This is a genomic window from Isoptericola sp. MSGPD8_1_ISO-PGPR-S23-394 (assembly GCF_058072785.1).
This window is the reverse complement of sequence record NZ_CM176517.1, coordinates 373,040-396,851: the sequence shown is the minus strand read 5'-3', so window position 1 is coordinate 396,851 and position 23,812 is coordinate 373,040. Positions and strand designations below refer to the sequence as shown.

Below are 23,812 nucleotides of genomic sequence, written 5' to 3'. Positions count from 1 at the left end.
CCCGCTCAGTAAGGTCTGGACCATGCCTCCACTCGATCCGCGGGCGATCCTGGCCGGGCGGGCGACCGCCCGGCCCTCGGTCGGCACGATCCTCACGATCGCCGTGTCGTCGCTGTGCCTGGTCGTGGCGCTCGCGATCATGTTGCAGGACGGGGCCACGGGCGTCCCTGCGGCCGTCGTCCTCGCACTCGTCCCGCTGCCGCTCCTCCTCGCCGGGATCCTGGCGCTGGACCGCCTCGAGCCCGAGCCGCCCGACGCCCTCGTCGCCGCCTTCGGCTGGGGCGCCGGCGTCGCGGTCCTGCTCGCGATGCTCCTCAACACCGCCGGGCTCGACCTGGTGTGGGCGCCCATGCTCGGCTCCGAGCTCGGCATGTACGCCACCGCGGCGATCACGGCGCCCGTGGTGGAGGAGATCCTCAAGGGCGCCGTGCTCGTGGGGCTGCTGTGGTTCCGCCGCAACGAGCTGAACGGTCCCACCGACGGGATCATCTATGGCTCGATGGTGGCGCTCGGCTTCGCCGTCGTGGAGAACATCAGCTACTACGCCTTCGCACCGCCGGGCACCCTGGCACTGACGTTCACGGTGCGCGGCCTCGTCTCCCCGCTGCTGCACCCCCTGTGCACCTCGCTCACGGGCATCGGGGTCGCCGCCGCCGCGCTGCGCCCCGCGGGCCGCAGCCGGGTGGCGCCAGTCCTGGCCGGGCTCGTCGGCGCGATGGCCCTGCACTCGCTGTGGAACGCGTCGTCGGCGTTCGGCCTGGCCGGGCTCGGTGCGGCCTACCTGGTGGGGCTGGGTGTGCTGGTCGCTCTGGGGTTCGTGCTGCACCGCGACCGGCGCCGCATCGTCGGTCTGATCCGCACCTATGTGCCGCCCTACCAGGAGTTCGGCGTGGTGACCCCCCACGACGTCTGGATGCTGTCGAGCCTGCAGCGCCGCCGTCAGGCCCGTGACCGCGTGCGCGCCACCCGGGGCCGCGGCCCGGCGCGGGCGCTGGCCGACTACCAGCAGGCCGCCACCGAGCTCGCCATGCTGCACCGGCGCCACAGCCTCGGCCTGGTGCCCGACGCCGGGTTCGTCGCCCGGCGCGACCCGTTGCTGCTGCTCATGCACCACGCCCGAGCGGCGTTCCTGCCGCCACCCGCGTCACGAGGTACCTGAGCCTGGAACAGCGGGCCCTCATCCGGTCGCCTCCCCGGCCGGGTCGACCTGCGACAGCTGCCGCAGGCATGCCGTGGCGTCGAGCACCTGCCGGATCTCTCCCTGCCGGGCCGCGGCCAGCGCGCACCAGGCGAGCTGCCGGGCCAACGGCTCCTGCTCGGGCAGGATCTGCGTGTCGGCCACCGACCTCATCACCCTGACGAGTGCCGTGGCCACCACCTGCGGTTCCTGGCACCCGTCGTGATGGAGCCCGAGCGCCACCGACGTTCGCACGTCGATCGCTCCCCGCAACGCCCGCCGTACCGTGGGACCCGCCCACGCCACCGCAGCGCGGCGGCGCCGGCCTTGATGCTGTGCCAGACGGCAGTGGAAGTCCTCCAGCTCGTCCGGGGTCAGCTCCGGCGGCAGGACGGTGTCGATCCTCCACGTCGCGCCGCCGGACGGGACCGTGCCGTCGGGCGTGCGGGTCAACGTGGCATACCCCCAGATCGTCGGCGTGATCACGCGGTGCAGGTCTTTCCCGAGCATCGGTCCCCCAGTGTCCGTGGCGGTCGGTGGGATGAAGGACGCCCCGCCTCTCGCCGCGCACAGCGAGAGGCGGGGCGGACCCGGTCAGCCTGCCGTTCGGCGTGCGGCCCGCACTCCGTAGGCGCCTGCCAGGGTCAGCAGGACAGCCAGGGCAAGGATGCCCGCGATCGTGGCACCGGTGCGGGGCAGCGACCCGACCGGGGTGACGATCGTGTCCGGTTCGTCCCCGGCCGCCGGCGGGGTAGAACCCGGCGGGGGCGTCGGCTCGGCGCAGGCCTCGGCGGCGGCGGTGAGGTCGTTGTGCCCGATCCCCGCGACGTTGGCGAACCCACCCGGCTCATCCGATCCCGGCTCCGGGCAGGTCCACGTCGAAGCATCCGCCGCCGACCCGTCGACCGTGGCCGTGACCTCCACCCGGTACGTGTGCTCGCCACCAGCCTTCAGCCCGACCTCCGCCGTGACCACGTTCTCCGCGGCGCCCTGGTCACCCAGACCCGTCCACGACTCCAGGATCTCGGCGGCCTTGGGAGCCTCGGTCACCGTGGCCGACTCGACCTCGATCCCCGCACCGAACCGCAGCCGGTCCGTGAGCGTGTAGACCCCGCGAGCCGCGCCGTCGTTCGACGCGACGATCTCGTAGGCGACCGTCCACACACCGTTGTCCACGCTCGGCTCACCGACCACCGACTTGGTGATCTCGATCGAGGGCACCGGCGCGCAGTCGGTGTCCGTGACCGTCCCACCGGTCTCGTCGGTCAACGTCGCCGCGTTGTTCAGCCCCTGGGAGACCAGGTTCGAACCCGTCGGCTCGGTGCAGTCCGGCGAACCGGTCCCGTCCTCGCCCACCTCGTCGGTGAACGTCAGTGGCACGTCCGCCACCACCGTCACCGTGTAGACGTGCGGGGCATACCCCTCGTCGTCCAGACCCGCGATCGACACGTCCGTGGCGATCCGCTGGTCGCCGTCACCGTCGAACCCGTCGTTGACGCTCACGCCGTCCGGACCGGACACCGAGACCGTGTCCACCGTGATGACCTCGGCGAACAACAGCTCGTCGTCCAGGTCGTACGTGGTCGCCTCGGTCCCGACGTTGCCCACCGTCAGGTCGTACACGACCTCCCACTGACCGCCACCGACGGGCTCCGCGGAGACCAGATCCTTGTCCAGCGTGGGCTTGCCCGGCCGGACGCACTCGTCGTCCGAGTCCTCGATCCCGTTCCAGTCGACCTCGGCCACGTTGTTGAGCGCCCCGTCGACGGCGTCGCCACCGCTGGTGCACTCGTCGGAGTCCGGCAGGACCACGTCAGACAGGTCCGCCGCGTACCGCACCGTCACGGTGTAGGTGTGCACCACCGCGGCGCCGTCCGCCCCGGCGATCGACTGACCCTCGACGATCAAGGTGTCGTCCACACCGTCGAAGCCGTCGTTGACCCCGACCGAGTCCTCGGCATCCGTCGTCACGTCCTCGACGCCGACCACCGAGATGCCTGTCCCCCACGCGAGGGTGTCGGTCAGGTCGTACTCACCGGCACCCGGACCGCGGTTGGTGACCTCCAGCTCGTAGGTGGCGTCGTAGACCCCGTCCTCACCATCGACCGGCGCCACCGCACCCGTGATCGACTTGGCGATGTCGATCAGCGGCGGCTCGGTGCACGCCTCGTCAGCCTGCACCTCACCGTTGTGGACCAGCTCCGCGGTGTTCGCGAAGCCGCCGGACTCGCCCGACCCCGGCTCCGGGCACTCGAGCGTCTCCGGAGTGACGGTCTCGAGGTCCAGCGAGGCCACCACCTCCACCTGGAACGTGTGCGAGGCACCCGCATCGAGCGACTCACCAGCCACGATCACGTTCTCGGGTGCACCGGCCGCTCCTTGACCGGTCCAACCCGAGTTCGTGCTCACCCCGTCCGGAGCCGAGACGACGGCGGACTCGAGGATGTCGATGCCCTCGCCGTACCGCAGCTCGTCGGACAGGTCGTAGTCGCCCGTCGCGGCACCGATGTTCTCGGCCACCACGTCGTACGTGATCGTCCACGTGCCGTCACCGTTGGCCACGGGGCTGTCCTCGGACAGCTCCTTGTCCATGACGATGAGCGGCAGTGCGGCGCACACGTCGTCCTCGGCGAGGATCCCGTTGTGGTCGAGATCGGTCGAGTTGGCCAACCCGCCGCTCTCGCCCGATCCCGGTGGGGGGCACTGCAGCACCGACGGGTCGATGGTGTCCTCGTCCAGCTGGACGGTGACGGCGATCTGGTAGGTGTGCGTTGCTCCGGCGTCGAGGGCGACCTCGGAGGCCACGACGTTGGCCGCGGCGCCCTCGGCACCCAGCCCGGTCCATCCGTCGTTGGTCGTCACCCCGTCCGGAGCCGTCACGACGCCGGCCTCGGTGATCTCGATGCCCTCGCCGTACCGCAGCCGGTCGGTCAGGTGGTAGTCGCCTGCCTCGCCACCGACATTCTCGGCTACGAGGTCGTAGACGATCGTGAACGTCCCGTCGCCGTTCGGCGTCGGCCCCTCGGTGATCGCCTTGTCCACGACGATGTACGCGACCGCGACGCACGCCTCATCGGTATCAGTGAGGTCGTTGTGCTCGATCTCCGCCGTGTTCGACAGGCCTCCCGGCCCGTCCTCACCCAGCGCTGAGCACGGTGTGATCACCGGGACGCCCGTGGTGCCCTCGGCGATCCCGAGCACGACCTCGACCTGATAGGTGTGCGTACCACCCGCAGGCAGCAGCACGTCCGAGGCGATGACGTTCTCCTCAGCGCCCTCGGCGCCCAGGCCCGTCCAACCGTCACTCGGCTCGACGCCCTCCGGAGCGGTGACCACCGCACCGGAGACGACCTCCAGGTCACCGTTCGCCGTCATCCGGTCCGTCACCTCGTAGACGCCCTCCTCGGCGCCGGTGTTCATGGCGACCACGTCGTAGGTCACCGTCCACGTCCCGTCCCCGTTCGGGGTCGGGCCATCCGAGACCGACTTGGTGATGTCGATCGAGGGGACGGGCGCGCACGCCTGGCCCGGCTCCGTCTCGCCAGTGGCGTCCTTCGTCAGCTCCGAGATGTTGTTGAATCCCTGCTCGGCGTCCGACCCCTCGGCCGGGCACACCGTCGGGTCCGGGTCGGTGCCCGCGCCGTCGAGCTGCAGCGGCACGTCCGCGACGACCGTCAGCTCGTAGGTGTGCGGCGCATAGCCGTCGTCGTCGTTGCCCGCCAGCGGCACCTCCGACGCGATCAGCACCTCACCCTGGCCGTCCCACGCCGGGTCGGCCAGCTCCACACCCTCCGGCGAACCCGTCACCTCCGCCGAGACGATCCCGATCTCCTCGGCGAACCGCAGCGTGTCGTCCAGCGAGTACGACGCCGACGCGGTCGAGGTGTTCGACACGACCAGCTCGTAGACGACCTCCCATTGCCCGTCACCGACCGGTGTCGCCGAGACCAACTCCTTGGTGTGGGTCGGGTCGCCCACGATCTCAAGGCCCGCCGGGTCACAGTTGATCGTCGGCGGGACCTGCGAGTCCTCCGGCACATCCGCCGACGCGCACGCCGTGTTCACCACGCCGTCTGTCATCGACGCGTCCGCCACGACCTCGAACTCGTGGACCTCCTCCTCGCCGGGCGCGAGCTCATCGATCGTGAACGAACCCAGCTCGGGCTGCAAATCGTCCGACACCTCGACGCCCGTCAACGTCCCCTGCCCCGTGTTCTCCACCACGATCCGGTACCGGATCGCATCACCCACCGAGAACGTGGGGTAGTCCTCGACGGTGTTCGCGTCGTGCCACTCGCCGTCGACGTCCTGCACATACTTCTTCAACGCCGCCGAATAGTAGTTCGCCACCGTGATCGGTGCCGAAGTACGCATCACCAGCTCGGTGCGCCCGTCTCGCGCTTGCGCCCGGTTGACCAGGACGTCCCCGCCCTCGACACCGTCCGTGGCCACGTTCAGGGTGAACTGCTGCGTCGCACCCGGAGCCAGCTCCGGACCGATCACGCGCACCGCCGTCGCATTCGGGGTGAAGGTCGTCGACCACCCCACGGTGTTGCCCGCCGCATCACCCGCGGAACCGTTCGAGGCGTCCGCCGGGTCGTCGCTCAGCGACGCCGGGTCCGCCGTCGTGTAGTACACGGTGGCGCCGCCTACGGCATCCACCCCCGTGAGCCTGTACGAGCCCGCGAACTCCGTACCACGCTCGTCACCGTTGAACGGCAAGATGTCGATCGTGTCGGTGAACGGCTGAGCAGCTGTGTCGAACGACCGCAACGTCACCGTCCACGACCCCTCACCCACACCATCACCATCAACGTTCGGGATGAACGGCGTGTCCGCCGACTTCCCGATCGTGGTTGTTCCCCCCTCAGCGAGCGTGACGTCGGCGGTGACAGCCGGCGTCGCGACGTCGGTCCCGTCCCCGAACGTGATGCCCGCGTAGGCAGAGTTCGTCATGACCGATCCGGCCTCGGCCTCCTCGGTCACCGATGCCTGATAGGTCTGGGTGTGGACCACGTTCGTCTCGGTGCTGTCGTACACCCAGGTCAGTACCTGACGTCCCTGCGCGTCGGCCGATGTCGATGGCTCCGGGGACGCGGAGCCCGGCACGTATGCGAGACCGAGCGGAAGGGTGTCGACGATGCGGAAGTCTGGCACCGTCTCCGGAACTCCCGTACCGCCCGTCGCCGCGTACTCGAGCGTGAACGTTGCGGAGGTACCCGGTGCGAGCAGGTTCCTGTCGACGGACTTCGCGATCATGGGGTCGACAGCGACCGTCCGCAGGATGTCACGGGACTGCGACGTCGTGGGGTACCGAGCCCCGGGCGTCGCGACAGGGCCTGTGGTGTCGTACTGCCACGGCCCGTCGTTCACCTGGTACGAGCTGAACTGCCACACGTCGGTCCCTGCGGCGACGTCGCCCTTGATCTGCTGGGTCGTGAGCATGACCGCGAAAGCCAGCGAGCCTGCCACATTGGATGAGTATCGGTACTTGACCGCCTTGACGGTGGTGGGATCGGCGGGCGGCTCGGTGACCCAGTTGCCGGCGTCGGCGTCGCAGTTCTGCGCGAATACCTGCGGGTTGTAGACGCCCGATCCTGGCGTGAGCGCCGAGTGGTTCCCGACGTAGTAGAGGTAGTCGCCCCTCGCCTGGTTGTCCTGCGGGACCTCGACGTCGACGAAGTCCACGTTGCGGGTGTCGAGCGCCGTGCACAGCTCGATCGTCTGGCCCCCACCGTTGTGGTGCAGCGCGCTGTGGTTCGACGACTGGACGAGGGAGCCGGCAGCGAGTCGGTAGGTATCATCGTGGTTCGTCCCGCCCGAGTTCGTGAACGCACGCCGCCATGCCGAGTTCCACCCACCCTCGCGGGTCCACGTCTTCTCGCTGGCGTTGTTCTCGGGGTCGTCGGTGGCCGTCAGGGTGCCGTCGGCCGACGTGTACGTCGGCGCCGTGACGTCGAGCTGGAGGGCCCCCGCATCCGGGGCCTCGAGGATGATGTTGACGCGGCCGCTGGCGATCGCATCCCTGTCGAGGGGCAACGCTGCGCCGTTGGAGCTCTCCGTGGGGATGTTCGCAGGCGAGTAGTCGATGCCGGAGATCGTCAGGTCGAACGAGTCTGTCGTTCCGATCCGTACCAGGCTGCAGGTGACCGACTGCGCAGTCTGCTCGGGCGGAAAGCCCGCTCCGGAGTACGGATGAGCAGAGGCGGCGGAATAGTCGAAGTCGCCGCACGTAGCGGAGACGATGGACGCGCCAGCGGACTCCGGCGTCAGGTCCAGGCGGTACGTGATGCTGTCGGGGCCCGCCGCGCTGCCCTTGGCAAGGTTCAGCGTCCATTGGAAGTCGACGTGCTGCCGGTCAGGATCGGGCCCCTGGTTCCACACGGTCCACTGCGTCGGCCCGGTCCACGTGATGTCCATGTCGAAACCTGGAGCCTCGATCGGGAGTGCCTCGACAGCAGCAGTCGAGCCGTCGATGTCTCCCGACAGGGATACCTGGCCACCATCGCTGCCCGTGACGAGGAGCGCCGTCTGGAGCGCAACCGCGGTTCCCTGGTCCTGGGTGCCCAGGTTGCACGTCAGCACCGTCCCGTCCTCCGACAAGCTGGAGGCAGGGTCGACTCCGTCCGTGAGGCACAGCGCCGGCACTCCCTGGAATGCGCCCTGGTCCGAGGTCGCCGTGAACGTCACGTCGTCGACGGGGTCGTTCGACGGCGCCTCCGCGTCGTCGTTCACGTTGATGCGCCACTCGGCGACGACCACGTCGCCAGGCTCGGTCACGTCAGGCGTATCGTCGGCCCATCGGGCTGTGATCTCGTAGACCGGGACGGCGTTCGCTACGGTGGCGGTCGTCGCCAAGGCGCCGGTGAGCGCGACCGCGAGGGCTGCTGTCATCGACAGGACGCGGGCCATGGGCGAACGACTGGACGCTCGTGTCCAGATCGAACGGCGTGCGGCGGGTCCGGACTGTCCGGCTCCCCCAAAGATTCTCGGCACGAGCACCTCCCGGGTCAGAGCACGCGAACGCCGCGCGCTACCACTCATACGACCGAGGTGCCGCGAGTCCCGCTGGGCGAGCATCGTGATTTCATCATCCGGCTCATCAACTAGCGGGATGATTTCACCCACCCGTGCCCCGGCGTCGTCGGCGTCACCCGGGGGCGCCGACGACATGCCGAGCGAGCCTCGCCCTGCGCCTCCACCACGGATGCGCCATGATCAGCACCGTGAACACTGCGGGGGGCTCACGTTTCAACGATGAACGACATGAGATCGAGGAGGTGTTGCGGTCAGGGGACATCGACCTCGTGGAGAGGTACTTCGACGAGCAGTGGTATGCGCTGCCGGCGAACTACGCCTCCGAGCTGGTCACGTTCGGGGCCTCGTTGGACCAAGACGTGATCAGTCGGCGACCACGACTTCTTCATGCTTTGCTCATGGCCGCACATCATACGGACCTGACCGGACGGGATCCACACGTCCGAGCAGTCCTGCACGAGCTGGCGCGACGCGGGAGCGCGTACGCCTCACGGCTCGATCGTGCGCGGTCAGCGAAGGACCTCGTGTCGATGGGAACGATCGCTGTCATCTCGGCACGTCTCTACGGCGACTACGCGGAGTCGGAGAGGATCGGCGCCTGGGTCGATCGGCGCGAGCCCCATCTCGTCCACCCTTCCGCAGACCTTCGTTCCGCGGCCCTGCGGCCCGGGTGGCTCACCAGCCAGCGGGCACTCACGGCGCTGCTCGCCGGGGACGTGGACCGGGCCAGCGAGCTGAACGCCCAGGCGTACGGCGAGGCTGGTCCCCCTCCGCACGCCCACTACGCAGGCGCCAACGCTGCCGCCAACCTGGCTCTGGTCTGCGCTTTTCGCGGTCACGTCGAACTGGGTCAGTCCTGGGCCGAGAAGACCTATCGGATGGGCCCCCTGACAGCGCAGATCGAGCACCTGACGGCACTGGGCGCGAAGGTCGCGCGAGCGCTCTGCGCCATGGAGGAAGGCCGTCCGTCCGAAGCTCGCGCCCTGCTGGAGCAGATCGGCCCACCGACGCAGAGCGTCGAGCTGTGGCCCTTCGTCGCCTACGCCTGGGCGACGTTCGACTCCACCTATGGAGACCCGGCCGAGGGAGCCAAGCGGCTCGACGAGGCGCGCACCCAGCACGGGGCAGGCACACCCGACAGCACGACGATGACCGGTGAGCTGGTCTACCGCTCGGAGGCCGCGCTGGAGTCCCGGATCGCCCCGGGGAGCCGCGTGATCAACCTGACCCGCGCCCTCGACCATCCGTGGTACCTGGCCCACCACCTGGCCTGGGCCCATCTCAGCCAGGGGGACGACCGCGAGGCGGTCCGGGTCGCATCGCGCGCCCTGCACTCCGCTGGCCCGGCGCGCCCGCTCGGCGACCGCATCGCCCTGCACCTGGCAGGAGCACTCGGGCGTCTCGGACTTGGCGAAGAGGGCGAGGCGAGGAGTCAGTTCCTCCTCGCTCTCGGGCTGCGCTCCACGGCGGAGCACGTCCGCCCGTTCCTGGCTGCACGGAACGACGACCTCGCCCGGCTGTGCCGCATCGCGGGAGTCTCCCCTGTCCTGCCCCCCAGCGGGTCCGCGACCAATCCGGTGCGGTTCAGCAGGCCAGTACACCTGACGCGGCGCGAGCGCGAGGTCCTGCGGTTGCTCGACGAGGACGCGACGGCCGCAGGGGCAGCACGCGCTCTCTACGTCTCACCAGCGACCGTCCGGACGCAGATCCAGAGCATCTACAAGAAGCTGGGGGTCTCGAGCCGGCTCGACGCCCTGGCCCGTGCCCACATGCTCGGGCTCATCGACGACGCCGCTCCCCGACCGCGCTGACGCCGTCCGGCCCCTGACCACGGGGCCGGACGGCGGGCGCCATCGTCGCTCAGGAGCGGCGCCACCGCGAAGCGACCAGCAGCAGGCATCCGAGCGCGACCAGCAACGCCATCGCCACGAGCACCGCCGTACCGACGTCGGCGCCGGTGCGGGGGAGCTCACCGCCCTGGCCGTCAACCGTCGGGGTCGCCGCGCTCGGAGTGGACACCGTCGACTCCGGCGAGACCACCGGCCGGCCGCCCGCGTCCGAGCCTGCTGCCGAGGCGGTGTTGTCCACCGATCCCGCGGCACCGTCCGACGCCGTCACCGCGTAAGGAGCGGCGGTGACGGTCACCGTCTGGCCCGGGGCCAGCTCGTCGACGCCGTCGACGCCGGACACCATCGGATCGACGACCTGCACATCGAAGATCGTGGTGTTGCCGACGTTCGTGATGTCGAACGCGTACGTGATCTCCTCTCCCGGGCCGGCGACCTCGTCGCCGTTGCCGTCGTCCAGGGCTGCACGCTTGGTCAGCGCAAGCCCCGGGACGGACTCCAACGGGACCGTGACCGACGAGGTCTCCTCCAGAGGGTCTCCCCGCAAGGAGGAGGCGGTCACGGTGGCAGTGTTCTCGAGGACCCCCGCATCGATCTCTGCCTGGCTCACGGAATAGCTCGCCGTCGCCGTCACCACCTGCCCCGGCGCCAGGGAGCCCGGCTCACCGGGCCAGTCGTCGAACACCACGTCCGACACGCCCTCCAGCTCGTCGTCGATCGTGACGGCCGCGATCGTGACGCTGCCGGTGTTCTCCACCTCGAACGTGAAGGTTGCTGCGTCACCGGCGAGGGGCCGGGTCGGGTCGACCAGCTCCCCGGTCTTCGCGAACCGGAGGGCCGCGTCCCCGTCCAGCACGACGGTCACGTCGTCCCGGGCGTCGACGAGGCCACCGCGAGCACCTGCCGCACCGACCGTCGCCTCGTTGAACACCTCGCCCGTGTCCAGGTCGTCCTGCGAGACGTGGTACGTCGCCCGGGCGACCACCGACTCCGCCGGGGCGAGCGTGCCCGACTCCGCGGGCCACTCGCCGTACGTGATGTCGGAGAGTCCTGGCAGGGCGTCCGAGACCTCGACACCGGTGAGCGTGACGTTGCCCGTGTTCGTCACCACGAACGTGTAGTCGAAGGCGTCGCCGGCTGCCCCGACGTCGGCCGTCGACCCGGCCGCCTTGTCGAGAGCGACGGCAGGTTCCGCGCCCAGCGGGACCGTGGAGGTGTCCCCGTCGGTGACGGCGCCGCCCCGGACCCCGGTCGCCGACGCGGTCGCGACGTTCACGACCTCACCGCCGTCCAGGTCCGCCTGCGTGACGGCGTAGGTGGCCGTCGCCCGCACCTCGGCCCCAGGGCTGAGCTCTCCGGGCGAACCCGGCCACGGACCGAACGTCACCGCCGAGACACCGTCGAGCTGGTCGTCGATCTCGACCCCCTCGAGAGTCACGTTGCCGGCGTTCGTCACGACGAAGGTGTAGTCGACGAGGTCGCCCGCCCTCGGCGCGACGGCGGCGATCTGTCCCGACTTGTCCAGCGTGACGCCGGCCGCCGCGGGGAGGGCGACCGTGTCCCCGTCGAGAGCCGAGACCGATCCACCGTTCGCAGCCGTGCCGGTCGCCTCGACGACGTTGTCCACCCGCCCGCGGTCGAGGTCCTGCTGGGTGATGACGTACGTCGCGGTGGCGCTGACCTCCTCGGAAGGAGCGAGCACACCCGGTTCACCGCCCGGCCACGGCCCGAACTCGATCGACGACAGGCCGTCGAGCTGGTCGTCCAGCGCGACGTCCGAGACGGTCGACGTGCCGGTGTTCGTCGTGACGAACGTGTAGGTGACCGTGTCTCCGGCTGCGGGCGCCCCGGCGTCGAGCCGCCCGGACTTGGTGACGGACAAGGAGGGATCGGCCGGGACGGGCACCCGCGTCGCGTCCTGCGCGACCGCCGTCTGGCCGTCCGGCGCCATGCCGGTCACCGTCGCCTCGTTGTCCACGCCGCCGGCGTCGACGTCGTCCTGGTCGGTGACGTAGGTGGCGGTCGCCGTCACGGACTCGCCGGGAGCGAGCACGCCGGCGTCCTGGGGCCACCCGTCGTAGCTGATCGGCGACAGCCCGGGCAGCGCGTCCTCGACGGTCACGTCGTCCAGGGTGACGTTGCCCGAGTTCTCGATCTCGAAGGAGAAGGTGACGGTGCCGCCGGCGGACGTGCGAGCCGGGTCGTCGGCCGCGCCCGTCTTCTCGAACGTCAGCGCCGGGTGGGACGCGAGGAGGACCGTCGCCGTGTCGGAGGACTCCACCGTGGTGGTGTCCGGTGCGCTGCCGGCGGCCGTCGCGGTGTTGTCGACGGATCCCGCGTCGACGTCGTCCTGCGTCAGCTCGTAGGTGGCCGTCGCGACCACCGAGTCGCCTGCGGGGAGCACACCTTCCGCACCGGGCCACGCACCGAACGTGAGTGCCGACAGGCCCGGCAGGTCGTCGACGATCTCGACGTCCGCCAGGGTGACGTTGCCGGTGTTCTCCACGTCGAAGGTGTAGGTGACGACGTCGCCGGCGTCCGCGCCGGACGTCTCCCCCGACTTGGCGAGCCGGATACCCGGTGCGTGCGCGATCTCCACGGTATGACCCGCGTCGTCGGTCGCGACACCGCCACCTGCGGAGTCGGCCCGGACCGTCGCCGTGTTCTGCAGCTCGCCACCGTCGACGTCGTCGGCGGTCAGGGTGTAGGTGGCCGTGGCCGAGACCGACTGGCCGCTGCCCAGGTGGCCGGGCAGGGTGGGCCACGGCTCGTACGTCACCTGTGACAGCCCCGGCATCGGGTCGTCCAGCTCGATGCCGCTCAGCGGACCGCTCCCGGCGTTGGTGATCGTGAAGCGATAGGTGACGACGTCTCCGGGGCGGGCGTCGGCCGGGTCCGCCGGCGTGGCGGTCTTGGTGAGCACGACCCGGTCGACGACGTTCACGTCGGTGCTTTCACCGCTGAGCGTCGTCCCCTCGAACGCCGGATCGTCCGCGGTCGCGGTCGCCGTGTTCGTGATAGCCGTGCCAGCGTCCTCGAGAACGCTCACCGTCATGCTCACCTCGACGGAACCGCCGGCAGGGATCGTCTCGACGACCCACGTGACGTCACCGTCGGCGTGCTGGCCGTCGTCGGACGCCGAGACGAGCTCGGTGCCCGCCGGGACCTCGTCGACCACGGTGACGCCGGTCAGCTCCTCGTGGTCGAGCGGGTTGGTGACCGTGATCGAGTACGTCGTTTCCTGACCCGGCACCACGGCGGACCTGGCGTCCGACTTCTCGACCTCGAGGTCACCGGCCGCCTCGGTCGTCCGGACCAGGACCGTGTGCTCGTTGTTCGTCTCGTCGGAGTCGTAGGTGGGGCCGTCGACCAGCGCGACGATCTCCGGGTCCGCGCGCGTCACGATCGCCTCGAGGAGGAGCGGCGCAGGGCTCCCCGTCGTCAGCATCTCCGTCGGCGTGCACTCGAGTGTCGCCGGACCCTCGACGGGTGCCGTACCGTCCGACGTGCAGGTCCAGCCGTCCGGGGCGAGCTCGTCCACCCGGACGCCCGCCGGCAGCGAGAGGGTCACGACCGCCTCGGCCTCGGCCGAACCGCCCAGGTTCTCGAACTCGAACGGCACCACCACGGGACGTCCGACCTGACCGTCCACGGCGTCGGCTCCGCCCGCGACGAGGTCGGCCTCCGTCGTCACCGCACACACCGGCCGGGGCTCGGAGGCCAGCGTGCGGTCGGAAGCGACCGCCACGGAGTTGCAGGCGAGGGCGTCGGCTCCCACCGCACCCTCGATCGCCGCGGTCAGGACGAACGACGCCGTCTCGCCCGGCGCCAGGTCACCCGTGACGAGCGCCCGCACCGACCGCATGCCGACGGGCTCCGCCGACCAGTCGTCGTCGCCGGGCTCCGGGTGGACCTCCGGACGGTCCGGGTCGGTGGACGCGGAGAACGCGAGCTCCACGTTCGGGCTCGTGCCCGTGACCGCACTGAGGCTCTGGTCGAGCTCCGAGCCCCGCGGTGTGCTCGCGGTGCTCGGCGTGATCCCGGTGTCACCGACGTGCGGGAGCACGTCGTAGGCCACCACGTCGCCGAGGGACGTGTTGCCGCTGTTCTGCAGCGTCACGCGGTATCCGATGCTGGTCGCGTTGGCCGGCACCTGCACCACCCGGTCCGGGTCGGCGATCCACTCGCAGCCGTCCGCGGCGGTCGGGTCCGGCTGGCAGATCTCCTTCACGACCGTCAGGGAGTCGGCGGCGGAGACGGCGACGCTCTGGGACGTCGTCGCGAACCAGGCGGAGACGTCGCCGGAGCCGTCCACGTCGTCGGTGTTCTGCGTCCCCTCGCGGAAGTCCGCCTCGGTGTCGTCCCAGGTGCGGGTCGAGTCGCCCATCCATGCGTGCGCGACGCTGGTCGTACCGGCGGCCACGGCGAACGTCGGCTTCGCGACGACGGTCATCGTCGGCAGCGGCTCGTAGTCGTCGAACGCCGTCGCGTCCGGCCACACCGCCACGACCACGTCCCGCTCGACGCCGTCGACGGTGCGCGTCGCATAGTCGAACGTCACGCCGTCCGGCGCGTCGGAGAACGCCGCCGACCCTTCGGAGACGGTCCACCCTGCTGGCGCGATGAAGACGTACTGCGGGGTGAAGGGGCTGTCGGTCGGCATGTCGGTCACCGAGCCGGCGACGCTGAACGTGACGTCCCGGTCGGGTACCGCGCTGCCACCGCCCTCGACCGCGGGAGCAGCCGAGAAGTCGGCGACCACCTCGGGAACCGCACGGGGTGTCTCCACGAGCCGCACGGTGCGTGAAGCCTCGGTCTCCTGGGGCTCCAGCTCCGGCGCGTCGGGCCAGGACATGGTCGACGTCGCCGTGTTGACCCGCTCGACGTCGACGGGCGACCCGGGCTGCACCCGGTAGCGGACGTTCGCGTTGAACCAGTTGAAGGTCCGGTCGTCGGGCTGCGCGCGCGACGGCTGGATGTCTCCGCTGGTGACCCTCATCGACACGATCCTGGTGCCCTCGGGCGCCCGGTAGCGGGAGCCCGAGGTCGTCCCGGTCCGACCGTCGTCGAGCTCCCACTCGATCGTTCCCGGACCGGACAGCGCGATCTCGAAGACGTCGAGGTTCTGCTGGTCGAACGTGTCCTCGATGACTGCCGTTCCCACCTGGTTGCTGCCGTTGCCGGCGGACACCGTCCACCGGTACTCGTTGGCGGGCTCGCCGGCGTCCGGCACCTCGATCAGCCGCGTGGGCCCGTCCGTCCCCGTCCGCGACGTGTCCTTCGCCGTCGTCCCTGTACCGAACGGGTCCCAGCAGGCGACCACGACGTCGACGGTGGTGTCCGCGGACTTGGTGGTGCGAGCCGCGTCGAGGTAGGTCGCCTCGACGGAGAGGCTGACGGGAACCGTCGCCTCGAAGTTGCATCCGTCGGCGTCGGCGTCGGCGAAGTTCTCCCCCGGGAACCGGAGCTCGACCCGGTGCGGCCGGTAGTTGTCGCGGGTGTACCAGGCCGACTCCGGGCTGCCCCAACCACCCGCGGCGTCATACACGGGCTCGTCCTCGGTACCGCGCGTCCACGTGATCGTGTGGGTCGCCTCGTCGTACACACCGCCATCCGTGTCGACGACCTCCGCCTCGGGCGGCAGGGTCTGCGTGACGGTGTAGCTGCCGGCCGCGACCCACTCGGTGGTGCCGTAGGCGTCCCGGTAGGGCCCGCCGGTGACGAACAACGGGAAGGCGCCGCTGCCCATCCTGTTCGTGAGGGTCAGCGGGTCGTCGACGGAGACGGTCCTCTCCGCACCGACGATGGCGACGCTCGGGTCGGGGACCTCGTTGTGCCAGACGACGGGAGCAGCGGTCGCCTCGACCGGGTCCGGCACGTTCTCGGCCGACGCCTCCACGCCCATGACGATCTCGAAGCCGTCGGGGTAGAACTGCCCGGCTCGCGCCGTCGCGCCGAAGCCGCTCGTTCCCTCCGCTTCGACCTGGTAGGTCACGAGGAACGTCCCGGAGTCCCCGGCGGCCAGGTCTCCGAGCTGGAAGACCTTGCCGGTCAGGTCGTCGCCCGTCGGTGTCACGTCGGGTGCCCCGTTGGGGCGCGTCCACGTCTCGTACGCGAGGAGCGCAGGGGTGCTGTAGTCCGCGCTCGGCGCGAGCGCCGCCAGCCCGTAGGGGTCGGGCTGCGACGGGGAGAAGCGGACCTCCGCACCGGTGCAGTCCGCCACCGAGCACGCGTACGAGACCCGGTACGCCAGCCGGTCGTCGTGCTGGCCGTACGACGTCTCCGTGACGGGCTCACCGGTGAGGTGGTGCACCGGGGTCACGCTCACGGTCAGCACCGCGTCCGCTGCCGCCGCCGGGCCGGCCGCGACCGTCCCGGTGAGGGCGAGGGCGGCGACGACGGTGGCGGCGACACCGCGCACGAGCGATCCCACCCGGCGCAGCCCCCTGCGTCGTCCCGTCGCTGCCATGGTGGAGCCCTTCGTCTGCTTCATCGGTCCCTCGCGTCGTCGGTGGAGATCTCGAGCTGGACGGAGTAGTCGTCGTCACCGTCCGGATTGACGACACGAACCCGTGCCGTGTGGGTCTCGCCGGCGTCCGTCACCGTGCAGTCGTGCTCGGCGCCGTCGGCGACGCTCAGCTCGCCCGCGGCGCACCGGACCGTCGGCCGCACATCGATCTGTCGCTCGATCGTGGTCATCAGCTCCGTCGCGAGGTGTTCGCCGTCGGCCGTCGGTCCAGCACTGCAGCTCGCGACGAACAGCAACGGGACCAGGGCCACCAGCCCCGGCCGGCGCGTGCCGCCCGAGCGCCGGCGCAGCCGCGTTGCACCGGTGCGTTCCACCACCGGACGACGTGTCGTGCACCCCACGTTGTGCTCCCCAGTCCTGGTCGTCGCAAGCCGCCTGAACGCGGCCAGCGAGACATATTCGACACGCTCCGGTCTGGTAGCGCTCGTCCACCGGTGAGAGATCATCAACAGGGTCATCATCCACGTGGCCTCGAGACGGCCACCGGCCGAGGCCGTCCGGACGCCCGGTACACGCGCGGGCGCCCGCGAAGACCCAGCGCGATCGCGGCGCCGACGGCGACGTGCTCGGCGACGAGGAACCCCGCCGCCTCGCGCGTCGCCGCACCGAGCGGACCGGCCAGCGACACCAGCAGGACCACCCCGCACAGCACGAGCCACGTCCGCTCGCCGTCCCCCGTCAGCCGCCGCAGGAGCGCACGCGCACCCCACCCGAGCAGCCCTGCCACCAGTCCGGCCACGACGACGTCGACCAGCCCCACCTCGCGCAGCCCGTCCCCGGCACGGGCCCGCAGCTCCGCACCGCTCAGCGTCGCGACGATCCACACCACGGCGGCGACCGCCGCGGCCAGCAGCGGGACGGCCCACGGCGGTGTCGGACGGCGGAGCACGCCGCGCCCCGGTCGCCCGGTCCCATGCCCGCCGTGCGGCGTCCGCCCTGTCGCCTGATCGGTCATCGCCCTGCCTCCTCCTGCCGTTACGCACCGGCTGTCGTCGATCGTCTGTGGGAGACCAGCCTGGGAGCGGAAGGCCCGGCCGCGCCTCGGCCGGAGGGAGACATCGACCACGACCTCCGTCGTCGGCGGCCCCGACCGCTGCCCGGGGGCACCCCCGACCTTCGTCGGTGTCGGGCCGCGACGACGCGTCGAAGCGTGCAGGCCATGGAGACCCTCGGCCCGCGACTGCCCCGGCGCCTGCTCGTCGGTGCCTGGCTGGTGATCGCCGCGCTGACCGTGCTGGTGGTGGTGACCTCGAGCCTCGACGCCCCTGACAGGTCGCTCCTCGACGTCGTCGTCGGTCTCGGCGCGCTCGGGCTGACCGCTCTGATGTTCACCCGGCACACGGTCGCGGCGGCCCTCGGGCTCGCCGTCCTGGCCGCGCTGTCGCCGGCCGCGACGCCCGCCGCTACGGCCGCCACGCTGCAGGTGGCGCGGAGCCGGCCGGTCCGCACCGCCCTGCCCGTCGCGGTCGCCGGGACGCTCGGGCACGCCGTCCAAGCGCTGTGGCACCCCGTCCCGCTACCGCTCGAGTGGTGGCTGCTGTGCGACGTCGCGGTGCACGCGGCGCTGCTCGGGTGGGGCGCGTACTGGCAGGAACGGGCGCTGGTGCTGTGGTCGCTGCGAGAACGCGCCCGCCGCGCCGAGGCCGAGCAGGAGCAGCGGGTGGCCGAGGCCCGCACGGCCGAGCGCACCCGGATCGCCCGCGAGATGCACGACACCCTCGCCCACCGGCTCTCCCTCCTCGCCGCGACCGCGGGGGCGCTCGAGTACCGGCCCGACGCTGACCCGGCCGCGCTGGCCGCGGCGGCCGGCCGCGTGCGCTCCGGCGCCAGCGACGCCCTCGAGGATCTGCGCCAGGTGGTCCGGCTGCTGCGCGCGGGACCCGAGGACCTCGGCCACGCACCCGACCTGGACGACGTCGCCCGCCTCGTCGAGGAGGCGCGGTCGTCAGGGAGCGACGTCACCTACGAGGCACCGGCGGCCGACGCCGGCGACGTGCCCCCGGCCGTGCGGACCACGCTCTTCCGCGCGGTCCAAGAGGGACTCACCAACGCCCGACGGCACGCCGCCGGCGCGACCGTACGCGTGGAGCTCGAGCTCGCCGGCGACGAGGCCCGGGTACGCGTGGACGACGACGGCGGCGGGCCGGGCGCACCCGGCGACGGCCCGGGCAGCGGCACCGGGATCGTGGGGCTGCGCGAGCGGGTGACGCTCCTCGGCGGGCGCCTGCACGCCGGGGCGCGCGCCGACGGAGGATTCACGCTCGAGGCGTGGCTACCGTGGGACCGATGACCGAACCGCAGCAGCCCGGGGTGCGCGTCATGCTCGTCGACGACGACGCGCTCGTGCGTGCCGGCCTGCGCCTCATGCTCGACGGCGCCGACGGCATCCGGGTGGTCGCGGAGGCGGCGGACGGCGGCGACGTGCCCGGCGTGCTCGACGCCCACCCGGCGGACGTCGTCCTCATGGACCTGCGCATGCCCGGCGTCGGCGGGATCGCCGCGACCCGGGCCGTCCGCGCACGCCCGGCCCCGCCCGCCGTCGTCGTCCTCACCACCTTCGACACCACCGAGGAGGTCGGCGGGGCGCTGCGTGCCGGGGCCGCCGGCTACCTCCTCAAGGACATGCCGCCCGCACGGATCGCCGCCGCGGTCCGGTCCGCCGCGGCGGGCGAGCCCGTACTGGCGCCCGACGTCGCCCGGCGGCTCATGGCGACCGTCGCGGGAGCGGGCGGCGCCCGAGATCGCGCCCGCGACGCCCTGAGCGCCCTGACCGCCCGGGAGCGCGACGTCGCCGCCGAGCTCGGCCGCGGGGCCTCCAACGCCGAGATCGCCGCCCGCCTCTACCTGAGCGTGCCGACGGTCAAGGCGCACGTCTCCCACCTGCTGGACAAGCTCGGCCTGGAGAACCGCACGCAGGTGGCGCTGCTCGTGCACGACGCCGAGGACTGAACGGTCGACGGCATCCGGACCGGTCAGCGCCGTGCCAGCCCGTCGACGCTCACGACGCCGGTACGGACCATCTTGTGCCACGCGGCCGTCTTGCCGCGCGCCTCCTGCCAGAGAGCACCGACGACGACGAGGCCGAGCATGGTGGAGTACACGGGCCACAGCGGCAGCGTCCAGAGGTGGCGCAGGTCGGGCCAGGCACGGTTGAGGGCGAGGGCCACTCCGATCACCGCGAGCGAGACGAGCAACCCGAGCCAGCCCAGCCACCCCCACAGCCCGCCGTCCACAGACACGGGTCCCAGGACGAGCGCCACCGGGAACAGCGCGAGGACCAGGAGCTGCAGCAGCGGCATCACCACCATGGTCAACGTGTTGACGACCAGGTAGAGGCCGAACGCCCGGTAGCGCGGGTTGCCGATCATGTCCAGGTGCCGGCGCATCGTCTGCAGCAGTCCGCGCGCCCACCGGACACGCTGGCGCCACAGCGTCCGCAGCGTCGAGGGCGACTCGGCGTGCACGAGCGCACGCGGCCGGAACACCACGCGGTACCCCGCACGGTGCACCCGCCAGGTCAGCTCGAGGTCCTCGCCGACCGTCGTCTCGTCGAATCCGCCCACCTCGGCCACGACGTCCCGCGTGAACGCGCCGATGTTGCCAGAGACGATCGGCAGACAGCCGAGAAGCGTCAGCGCTCTCCGGACCAGACCTGTCCCGGCGTGGCTGAGGATCGCGAGCAGCCGGGTCTGGACCCGGTCGAGGTTGACCGGACGGTCGTCCCCGCACACGGCGCCGACACGGGGGTGGTCGAACCCGCGGAGCATTTCGGCGACGGTGTCGCGGCCGAAGATCCCGTCCGCGTCGACGAAGAACAGGATCTCTCCGTTCGCCTCCGCGATGCCCCGGTTGAGCGCTGCCCCCTTGCCGGCGTTCGCCTGCTGCACGGCCCGCACCTGGGGGTACGTCCGTTCCAGCCTTCGGGCGATCTCCGCGGTGCCGTCGTCGGACCCGTCGTCGACGACGACCACCTCGAGCCGGTCGTACGAGCCGCTCACCAGGGACCGCACGCAGTTCTCGAGCACCGGAGCCTCGTTGTAGGCGGGGATCACCACGCTGACCCGGGGCCGTTCCGCGAGGATCGTGTGGACGCCATGACGGCGGCGGTGAGCCTCCCGCAGCTCGAACGCGACGGCCAGCGGCACGAGGACGAGCTTGGCCAGGCCGAACAGCGGCAGCGCCAGGCCGCCGAGGACGACCGTCAGCGACACCGCGTCAACCGCCTCGCTCACGCTCCCACTCCGGCTCCGTGTGCCGGCAGGCCGGAGTCCTCGAGCACGGCGTCGATCACCTCGGGCGCGGCGGCGCTGTTGGCGCCGAAGCGGGCGTTCACCTCGAGCACCACGGGCCGGCCGTCGACGTCGCGCCGGACGTCGAGATCGACCGGCCCAGTCAGTCCCAGAGCAACCACCGCGCGGCTCGCGACCTCGGCGACGTCGTCGGCACGCACCCGCCGCACGGCGGTGGCGTTGCCGACCCGGCCGTCCGCGAGCGCCGTCTTCTCGAGCACCACGGTGACCTGCGCCCGGTCGGCGCCCGGCGCGCGGAAGACCATCGGGGCGTACTCGACACCCGGCGCGAACGCCTGGACGACGGATCCTGGCGGGACCTCGGCCCACGAGCCGGTCCACGCCTCGTCGACCACCTCGACGCCCCGCCCACCGCGCGAGACCCGCGGCTTGGTGACGACCGCGCCGCCGAGCGCGCGCACCGCGGCGCGCGCGTCGTCATAGTCCTCCGGCACGCCGTGCGCCGGGACGGGCACTCCTGCCGCCTCGAGCGCCCGGCTCGTCAGGAGCTTGTCGTGCGCGAGCCGGACCGCCCGCTCGGGGGCGACGACCGTGTGAGCCGGGTTGAGCTGCGCCATCGACGCCGCCAGCACGGGCAGCTCCTCGCTCACCGTGGGGATCACCAGGTCGATCTGCTCGAGGTCGACGAGTCGCCGCAGCACGGCGACCAACCCGGGGTCCGTCGCGTACGGCACCCGGACGACCCCGGGGTGGTGCTCCGCGTCGACGGCCAGCACGTGCTGACCCCGTGCGCGCAGCTCGCGGACGAGCGCGGTGCCCGCGGGCCCACCGGCCCCGGTGACCAGCACCCGGCTCCTCACAGCTCTCCCAGGGCCGAGCCGAGCACGCGGACCGGCTCGTAGCCCTCGGCGAACTCACGCTTGGCCTGCGCCCCGCGGAAGGTGGCCAGCCCACGCAGACGCTGGGCGCTCATGTACGGCTTGTCGGCCTGGTCGCGGTGCAGGCGCACGGCCTGGACCTTGACGTCGAGGTGGTCAGCGATGTCGATGAACACGCTCGGGTTGAAGGAGCGGGTGACCGACGGAGACTCGAAGCACAGGATCGTCGTGCGCTGCCGTGCGGCTCGCAGCGTCGCGGCGTGGACGGCCGCGTGGTCCTGGTGCTGGTCGTGCCCCGAGTGGGTGAGGATGACGTCGGGGTCGAGATGGTCAATCGCTGCCTCGATGGCCATGACGAGCCCCTGCTCCGCCTGGGCGAGCGCTGTGTCGGGGAAGTCGTGGACCGTCACGGTCCGGGCACCGAGGAACGCCGCGCCACGCTGAGCCTCCCTCAGACGCGTCTCCTCGGCACCGCCCACCGCACCCCGGCTCATCACGACGGCGTGGACCTCGTGCCCCGTGTCGACCAGCTTGGCGAGGGTGCCCCCGCACGCCAGCTCGAGATCGTCCGGGTGGGCACCGATCGCGAGGACCCGGCGCGGCCGCGCCACACGGACCGCCGAGCGCCGGAGCAGCAGCACCCCGGTACCGCCGAGCAGGACGACCGTCGTGGAGGCGAGGGCGATGCCCAGCGCGACGTCCGACCCACCGGGGAGCGTGACGGCAAGGACGTTGACCGGGACGAGTAGGGCGGTGACGCCGAGGACGCCCCACCGGACGGCGGACGGGCGGCGGAGGTACCGGTCGTCCAGCCGGTCGCCGCGGGTGACCGCGACCGTCGAGGCGAGGACGAGGAGAAGGATGAGGAAGAGGTGATACATCATCGGTCCTGGTGGGTGCGGGCGCACGAGGGCGCAGGAGGGTAGGGATCTGGCGGCGGCGGTGTGTCGCGTGCTGAGAGGCGCGGACGCCGCGGCCCGGGTGAAGAGGTCGGGAAGGCCGGCGGTCAGGTACGTCGGCCGGGTCGCTGTCGGCGCGCCGCCGCGATGACGATCACCGCGAGGACGGCGGCGGCGGCGAGGGCGCCGGCGGTCCGGGCGGCGACGGCTCGGGCGCCGGGTGCCGTCGCGCCGGCGGCAAGGGTGTCGGCGGTGCCGCCGGCACGGTCGACGGTGCTGGTCAGCGGCTCGGGGGTGCCCTCGACGTCCGCGGTATAGGAGTCCTCGGTGTCGACAGGTGTTGCGGCCACGAGCAGCATCAGGGCCTCGCCGGGAGCACGCGGCTCCAGCGTGACCTCCAGCGCGCGGCCCGTGCAGGTGTACTCCGGTGCGTCCGCGCCGGGGATCTCCCGGCCCTCGTCCCCGCCGTCGAGCACGCGGAACGTGATCGCTCCGCAGTCGATCTCCTGACCGGAGTCGACGACGAGACGCACCGGCGTCGGGGTGCCCAACGGAGTGACATAGCGCCACTGCAGCGCACTCTGGGAATCGAGACGGTCCTCGTTCTCACGGTCGGTCCAGTAGCCGTAGAGACGTCCGCCGCTCAGGTCCGCCTCGTCCGCGCGGATGCTGACCCGCTGGGCGACCTCCTGGACGCCGGCCCGGAACGTCAGCTCCACGTCCTCGCCCGCACCGACGGCGCCCGGGTCCCAGGCCGTGAGCAGCTCCGCGGTCGCCCGGCCCTCCTGCGCGCCGTCCCAGGTCACGTGCGCCACGTCCCCGTCGACCTCGACGTGGCCCACGCGAGTCCCGTCAGCCGTCGTCGCATCCGTCGCGGGGACGAGCGCTCGCAGCTCGGGCGGCAGCTCGACGGTGAAGCCCTCGGACCCGCCGTCGCCGTCGAGCGACCACGTCAGGGTCACGGGCACCGTGTCCCACAGACCGGTGCTCGTCGCCGCGACGGCGTCCCACGACGGCGGATCCTGGTCCGGGACGCCACAGGCGGTGGCGGTCGTCAGTGCGCCAGTTCCGACCAGCAGTAGGGCGATCCTGGCGACCAGGCGTCGGTGCTGCATGCGTCCTCCACGTCTCGGTGGCGGGCTCGAGCGGCCCACCACCTGATCACACGCTGAGCGGGGGCCGCCGTGACGCGAA

Annotated in this window: 13 protein-coding genes; 4 read left to right on the top strand and 9 right to left on the bottom strand. The window is 71.7% G+C overall.

Annotation, left to right across the window (positions count from 1 at the left end; genetic code table 11):
- Window positions 1-22: 22 nt before the first annotated feature.
- Window positions 23-1,159, top strand: a complete 1,137-nt coding sequence (locus AC3RJ8_RS01745) for a PrsW family intramembrane metalloprotease (protein WP_489714249.1) — start codon at window positions 23-25, stop codon at window positions 1,157-1,159.
- Between the two features lie 18 nt (window positions 1,160-1,177).
- Here the strand turns inward: AC3RJ8_RS01745 and AC3RJ8_RS01740 are convergent, their stop codons facing one another.
- Together AC3RJ8_RS01740 and AC3RJ8_RS01735 are read right to left on the bottom strand one after the other, a co-directional pair.
- Window positions 1,178-1,663 (bottom strand): hypothetical protein, encoded by a 486-nt coding sequence (locus tag AC3RJ8_RS01740; RefSeq protein WP_489714248.1) that lies wholly within the window; start codon window positions 1,661-1,663, stop codon window positions 1,178-1,180.
- Between the two features lie 108 nt (window positions 1,664-1,771).
- Window positions 1,772-8,089 carry a DUF7507 domain-containing protein gene (locus AC3RJ8_RS01735; protein WP_489714247.1) on the bottom strand — a complete coding sequence of 2,106 codons (6,318 nt, stop codon included), beginning with the start codon at window positions 8,087-8,089 and terminating at the stop codon, window positions 1,772-1,774.
- Between the two features lie 656 nt (window positions 8,090-8,745).
- On the opposite strand from AC3RJ8_RS01735, the gene AC3RJ8_RS01730 reads away from it, so the two are divergent.
- Entirely contained in the window at window positions 8,746-10,026 is a 1,281-nt protein-coding gene (locus AC3RJ8_RS01730; RefSeq protein WP_489714246.1) for a helix-turn-helix transcriptional regulator, read from the top strand.
- A 49-nt stretch (window positions 10,027-10,075) separates the two neighbouring features.
- Here AC3RJ8_RS01730 and AC3RJ8_RS01725 read toward each other — a convergent pair whose 3' ends face one another.
- The 3 genes from AC3RJ8_RS01725 to AC3RJ8_RS01715 all read right to left on the bottom strand — a co-directional run bounded on the left by AC3RJ8_RS01725 (window position 10,076) and on the right by AC3RJ8_RS01715 (window position 17,546).
- Window positions 10,076-16,555 (bottom strand): DUF7507 domain-containing protein, encoded by a 6,480-nt coding sequence (locus AC3RJ8_RS01725; protein WP_489714245.1) that lies wholly within the window; start codon window positions 16,553-16,555, stop codon window positions 10,076-10,078.
- Window positions 16,552-16,905 (bottom strand): DUF4333 domain-containing protein, encoded by a 354-nt coding sequence (locus AC3RJ8_RS01720; protein WP_489714244.1) that lies wholly within the window; start codon window positions 16,903-16,905, stop codon window positions 16,552-16,554. The genes AC3RJ8_RS01725 and AC3RJ8_RS01720 overlap by 4 nt, the downstream gene beginning before the upstream one ends.
- 143 nt (window positions 16,906-17,048) lie before the next feature.
- Complete coding sequence (locus AC3RJ8_RS01715) at window positions 17,049-17,546, bottom strand: DUF6069 family protein (RefSeq protein WP_489714243.1); 498 nt, start codon at window positions 17,544-17,546, stop codon at window positions 17,049-17,051.
- 204 nt (window positions 17,547-17,750) lie between these two features.
- Between AC3RJ8_RS01715 and AC3RJ8_RS01710 the strand changes: the two genes are divergently transcribed.
- Both AC3RJ8_RS01710 and AC3RJ8_RS01705 read left to right on the top strand, forming a co-directional pair.
- The gene (locus AC3RJ8_RS01710; RefSeq protein ID WP_489714242.1) at window positions 17,751-18,881 is read left to right on the top strand and encodes a sensor histidine kinase; all 1,131 of its coding nucleotides are present in this window, start codon (window positions 17,751-17,753) and stop codon (window positions 18,879-18,881) included.
- Window positions 18,878-19,540: a response regulator gene (locus tag AC3RJ8_RS01705; RefSeq protein ID WP_489714241.1), complete on the top strand. Its 663-nt coding sequence runs from the start codon at window positions 18,878-18,880 to the stop codon at window positions 19,538-19,540. The genes AC3RJ8_RS01710 and AC3RJ8_RS01705 overlap by 4 nt, the downstream gene beginning before the upstream one ends.
- 23 nt (window positions 19,541-19,563) lie before the next feature.
- Here the strand turns inward: AC3RJ8_RS01705 and AC3RJ8_RS01700 are convergent, their stop codons facing one another.
- From AC3RJ8_RS01700 to AC3RJ8_RS01685, 4 genes are all read right to left on the bottom strand, one after another.
- Window positions 19,564-20,823, bottom strand: coding sequence for a glycosyltransferase family 2 protein (locus AC3RJ8_RS01700; RefSeq protein ID WP_489714240.1), 1,260 nt, complete (start codon window positions 20,821-20,823; stop codon window positions 19,564-19,566).
- Entirely contained in the window at window positions 20,820-21,689 is an 870-nt protein-coding gene (locus tag AC3RJ8_RS01695; protein WP_489714239.1) for an ATP-grasp domain-containing protein, read from the bottom strand. Before AC3RJ8_RS01695 ends, AC3RJ8_RS01700 begins: the two co-directional genes overlap by 4 nt.
- An 8-nt stretch (window positions 21,690-21,697) precedes the next feature.
- Window positions 21,698-22,603: a PIG-L deacetylase family protein gene (locus AC3RJ8_RS01690; RefSeq protein WP_489714238.1), complete on the bottom strand. Its 906-nt coding sequence runs from the start codon at window positions 22,601-22,603 to the stop codon at window positions 21,698-21,700.
- 122 nt (window positions 22,604-22,725) lie between these two features.
- The gene (locus tag AC3RJ8_RS01685; protein ID WP_489714237.1) at window positions 22,726-23,733 is read right to left on the bottom strand and encodes a hypothetical protein; all 1,008 of its coding nucleotides are present in this window, start codon (window positions 23,731-23,733) and stop codon (window positions 22,726-22,728) included.
- Between the last annotated feature and the right edge of the window lie 79 nt (window positions 23,734-23,812).

Excerpts from the sequence above, each read along its gene's own strand:
- AC3RJ8_RS01745 (WP_489714249.1), top strand. The coding sequence starts at position 23 with ATGCCTCCACTCGATCCGCGGGCGATCCTGGCCGGGCGGGCGACCGCC.
- AC3RJ8_RS01735 (WP_489714247.1), bottom strand. The coding sequence starts at position 8,089 with ATGGCCCGCGTCCTGTCGATGACAGCAGCCCTCGCGGTCGCGCTCACC.
- AC3RJ8_RS01730 (WP_489714246.1), top strand. The coding sequence starts at position 8,746 with ATGGGAACGATCGCTGTCATCTCGGCACGTCTCTACGGCGACTACGCG.
- AC3RJ8_RS01725 (WP_489714245.1), bottom strand. The coding sequence starts at position 16,555 with ATGAAGCAGACGAAGGGCTCCACCATGGCAGCGACGGGACGACGCAGG.
- AC3RJ8_RS01715 (WP_489714243.1), bottom strand. The coding sequence starts at position 17,546 with ATGACCGATCAGGCGACAGGGCGGACGCCGCACGGCGGGCATGGGACC.
- AC3RJ8_RS01710 (WP_489714242.1), top strand. The coding sequence starts at position 17,751 with ATGGAGACCCTCGGCCCGCGACTGCCCCGGCGCCTGCTCGTCGGTGCC.
- AC3RJ8_RS01705 (WP_489714241.1), top strand. The coding sequence starts at position 18,878 with ATGACCGAACCGCAGCAGCCCGGGGTGCGCGTCATGCTCGTCGACGAC.
- AC3RJ8_RS01690 (WP_489714238.1), bottom strand. The coding sequence starts at position 22,603 with ATGATGTATCACCTCTTCCTCATCCTTCTCCTCGTCCTCGCCTCGACG.
- AC3RJ8_RS01685 (WP_489714237.1), bottom strand. The coding sequence starts at position 23,733 with ATGCAGCACCGACGCCTGGTCGCCAGGATCGCCCTACTGCTGGTCGGA.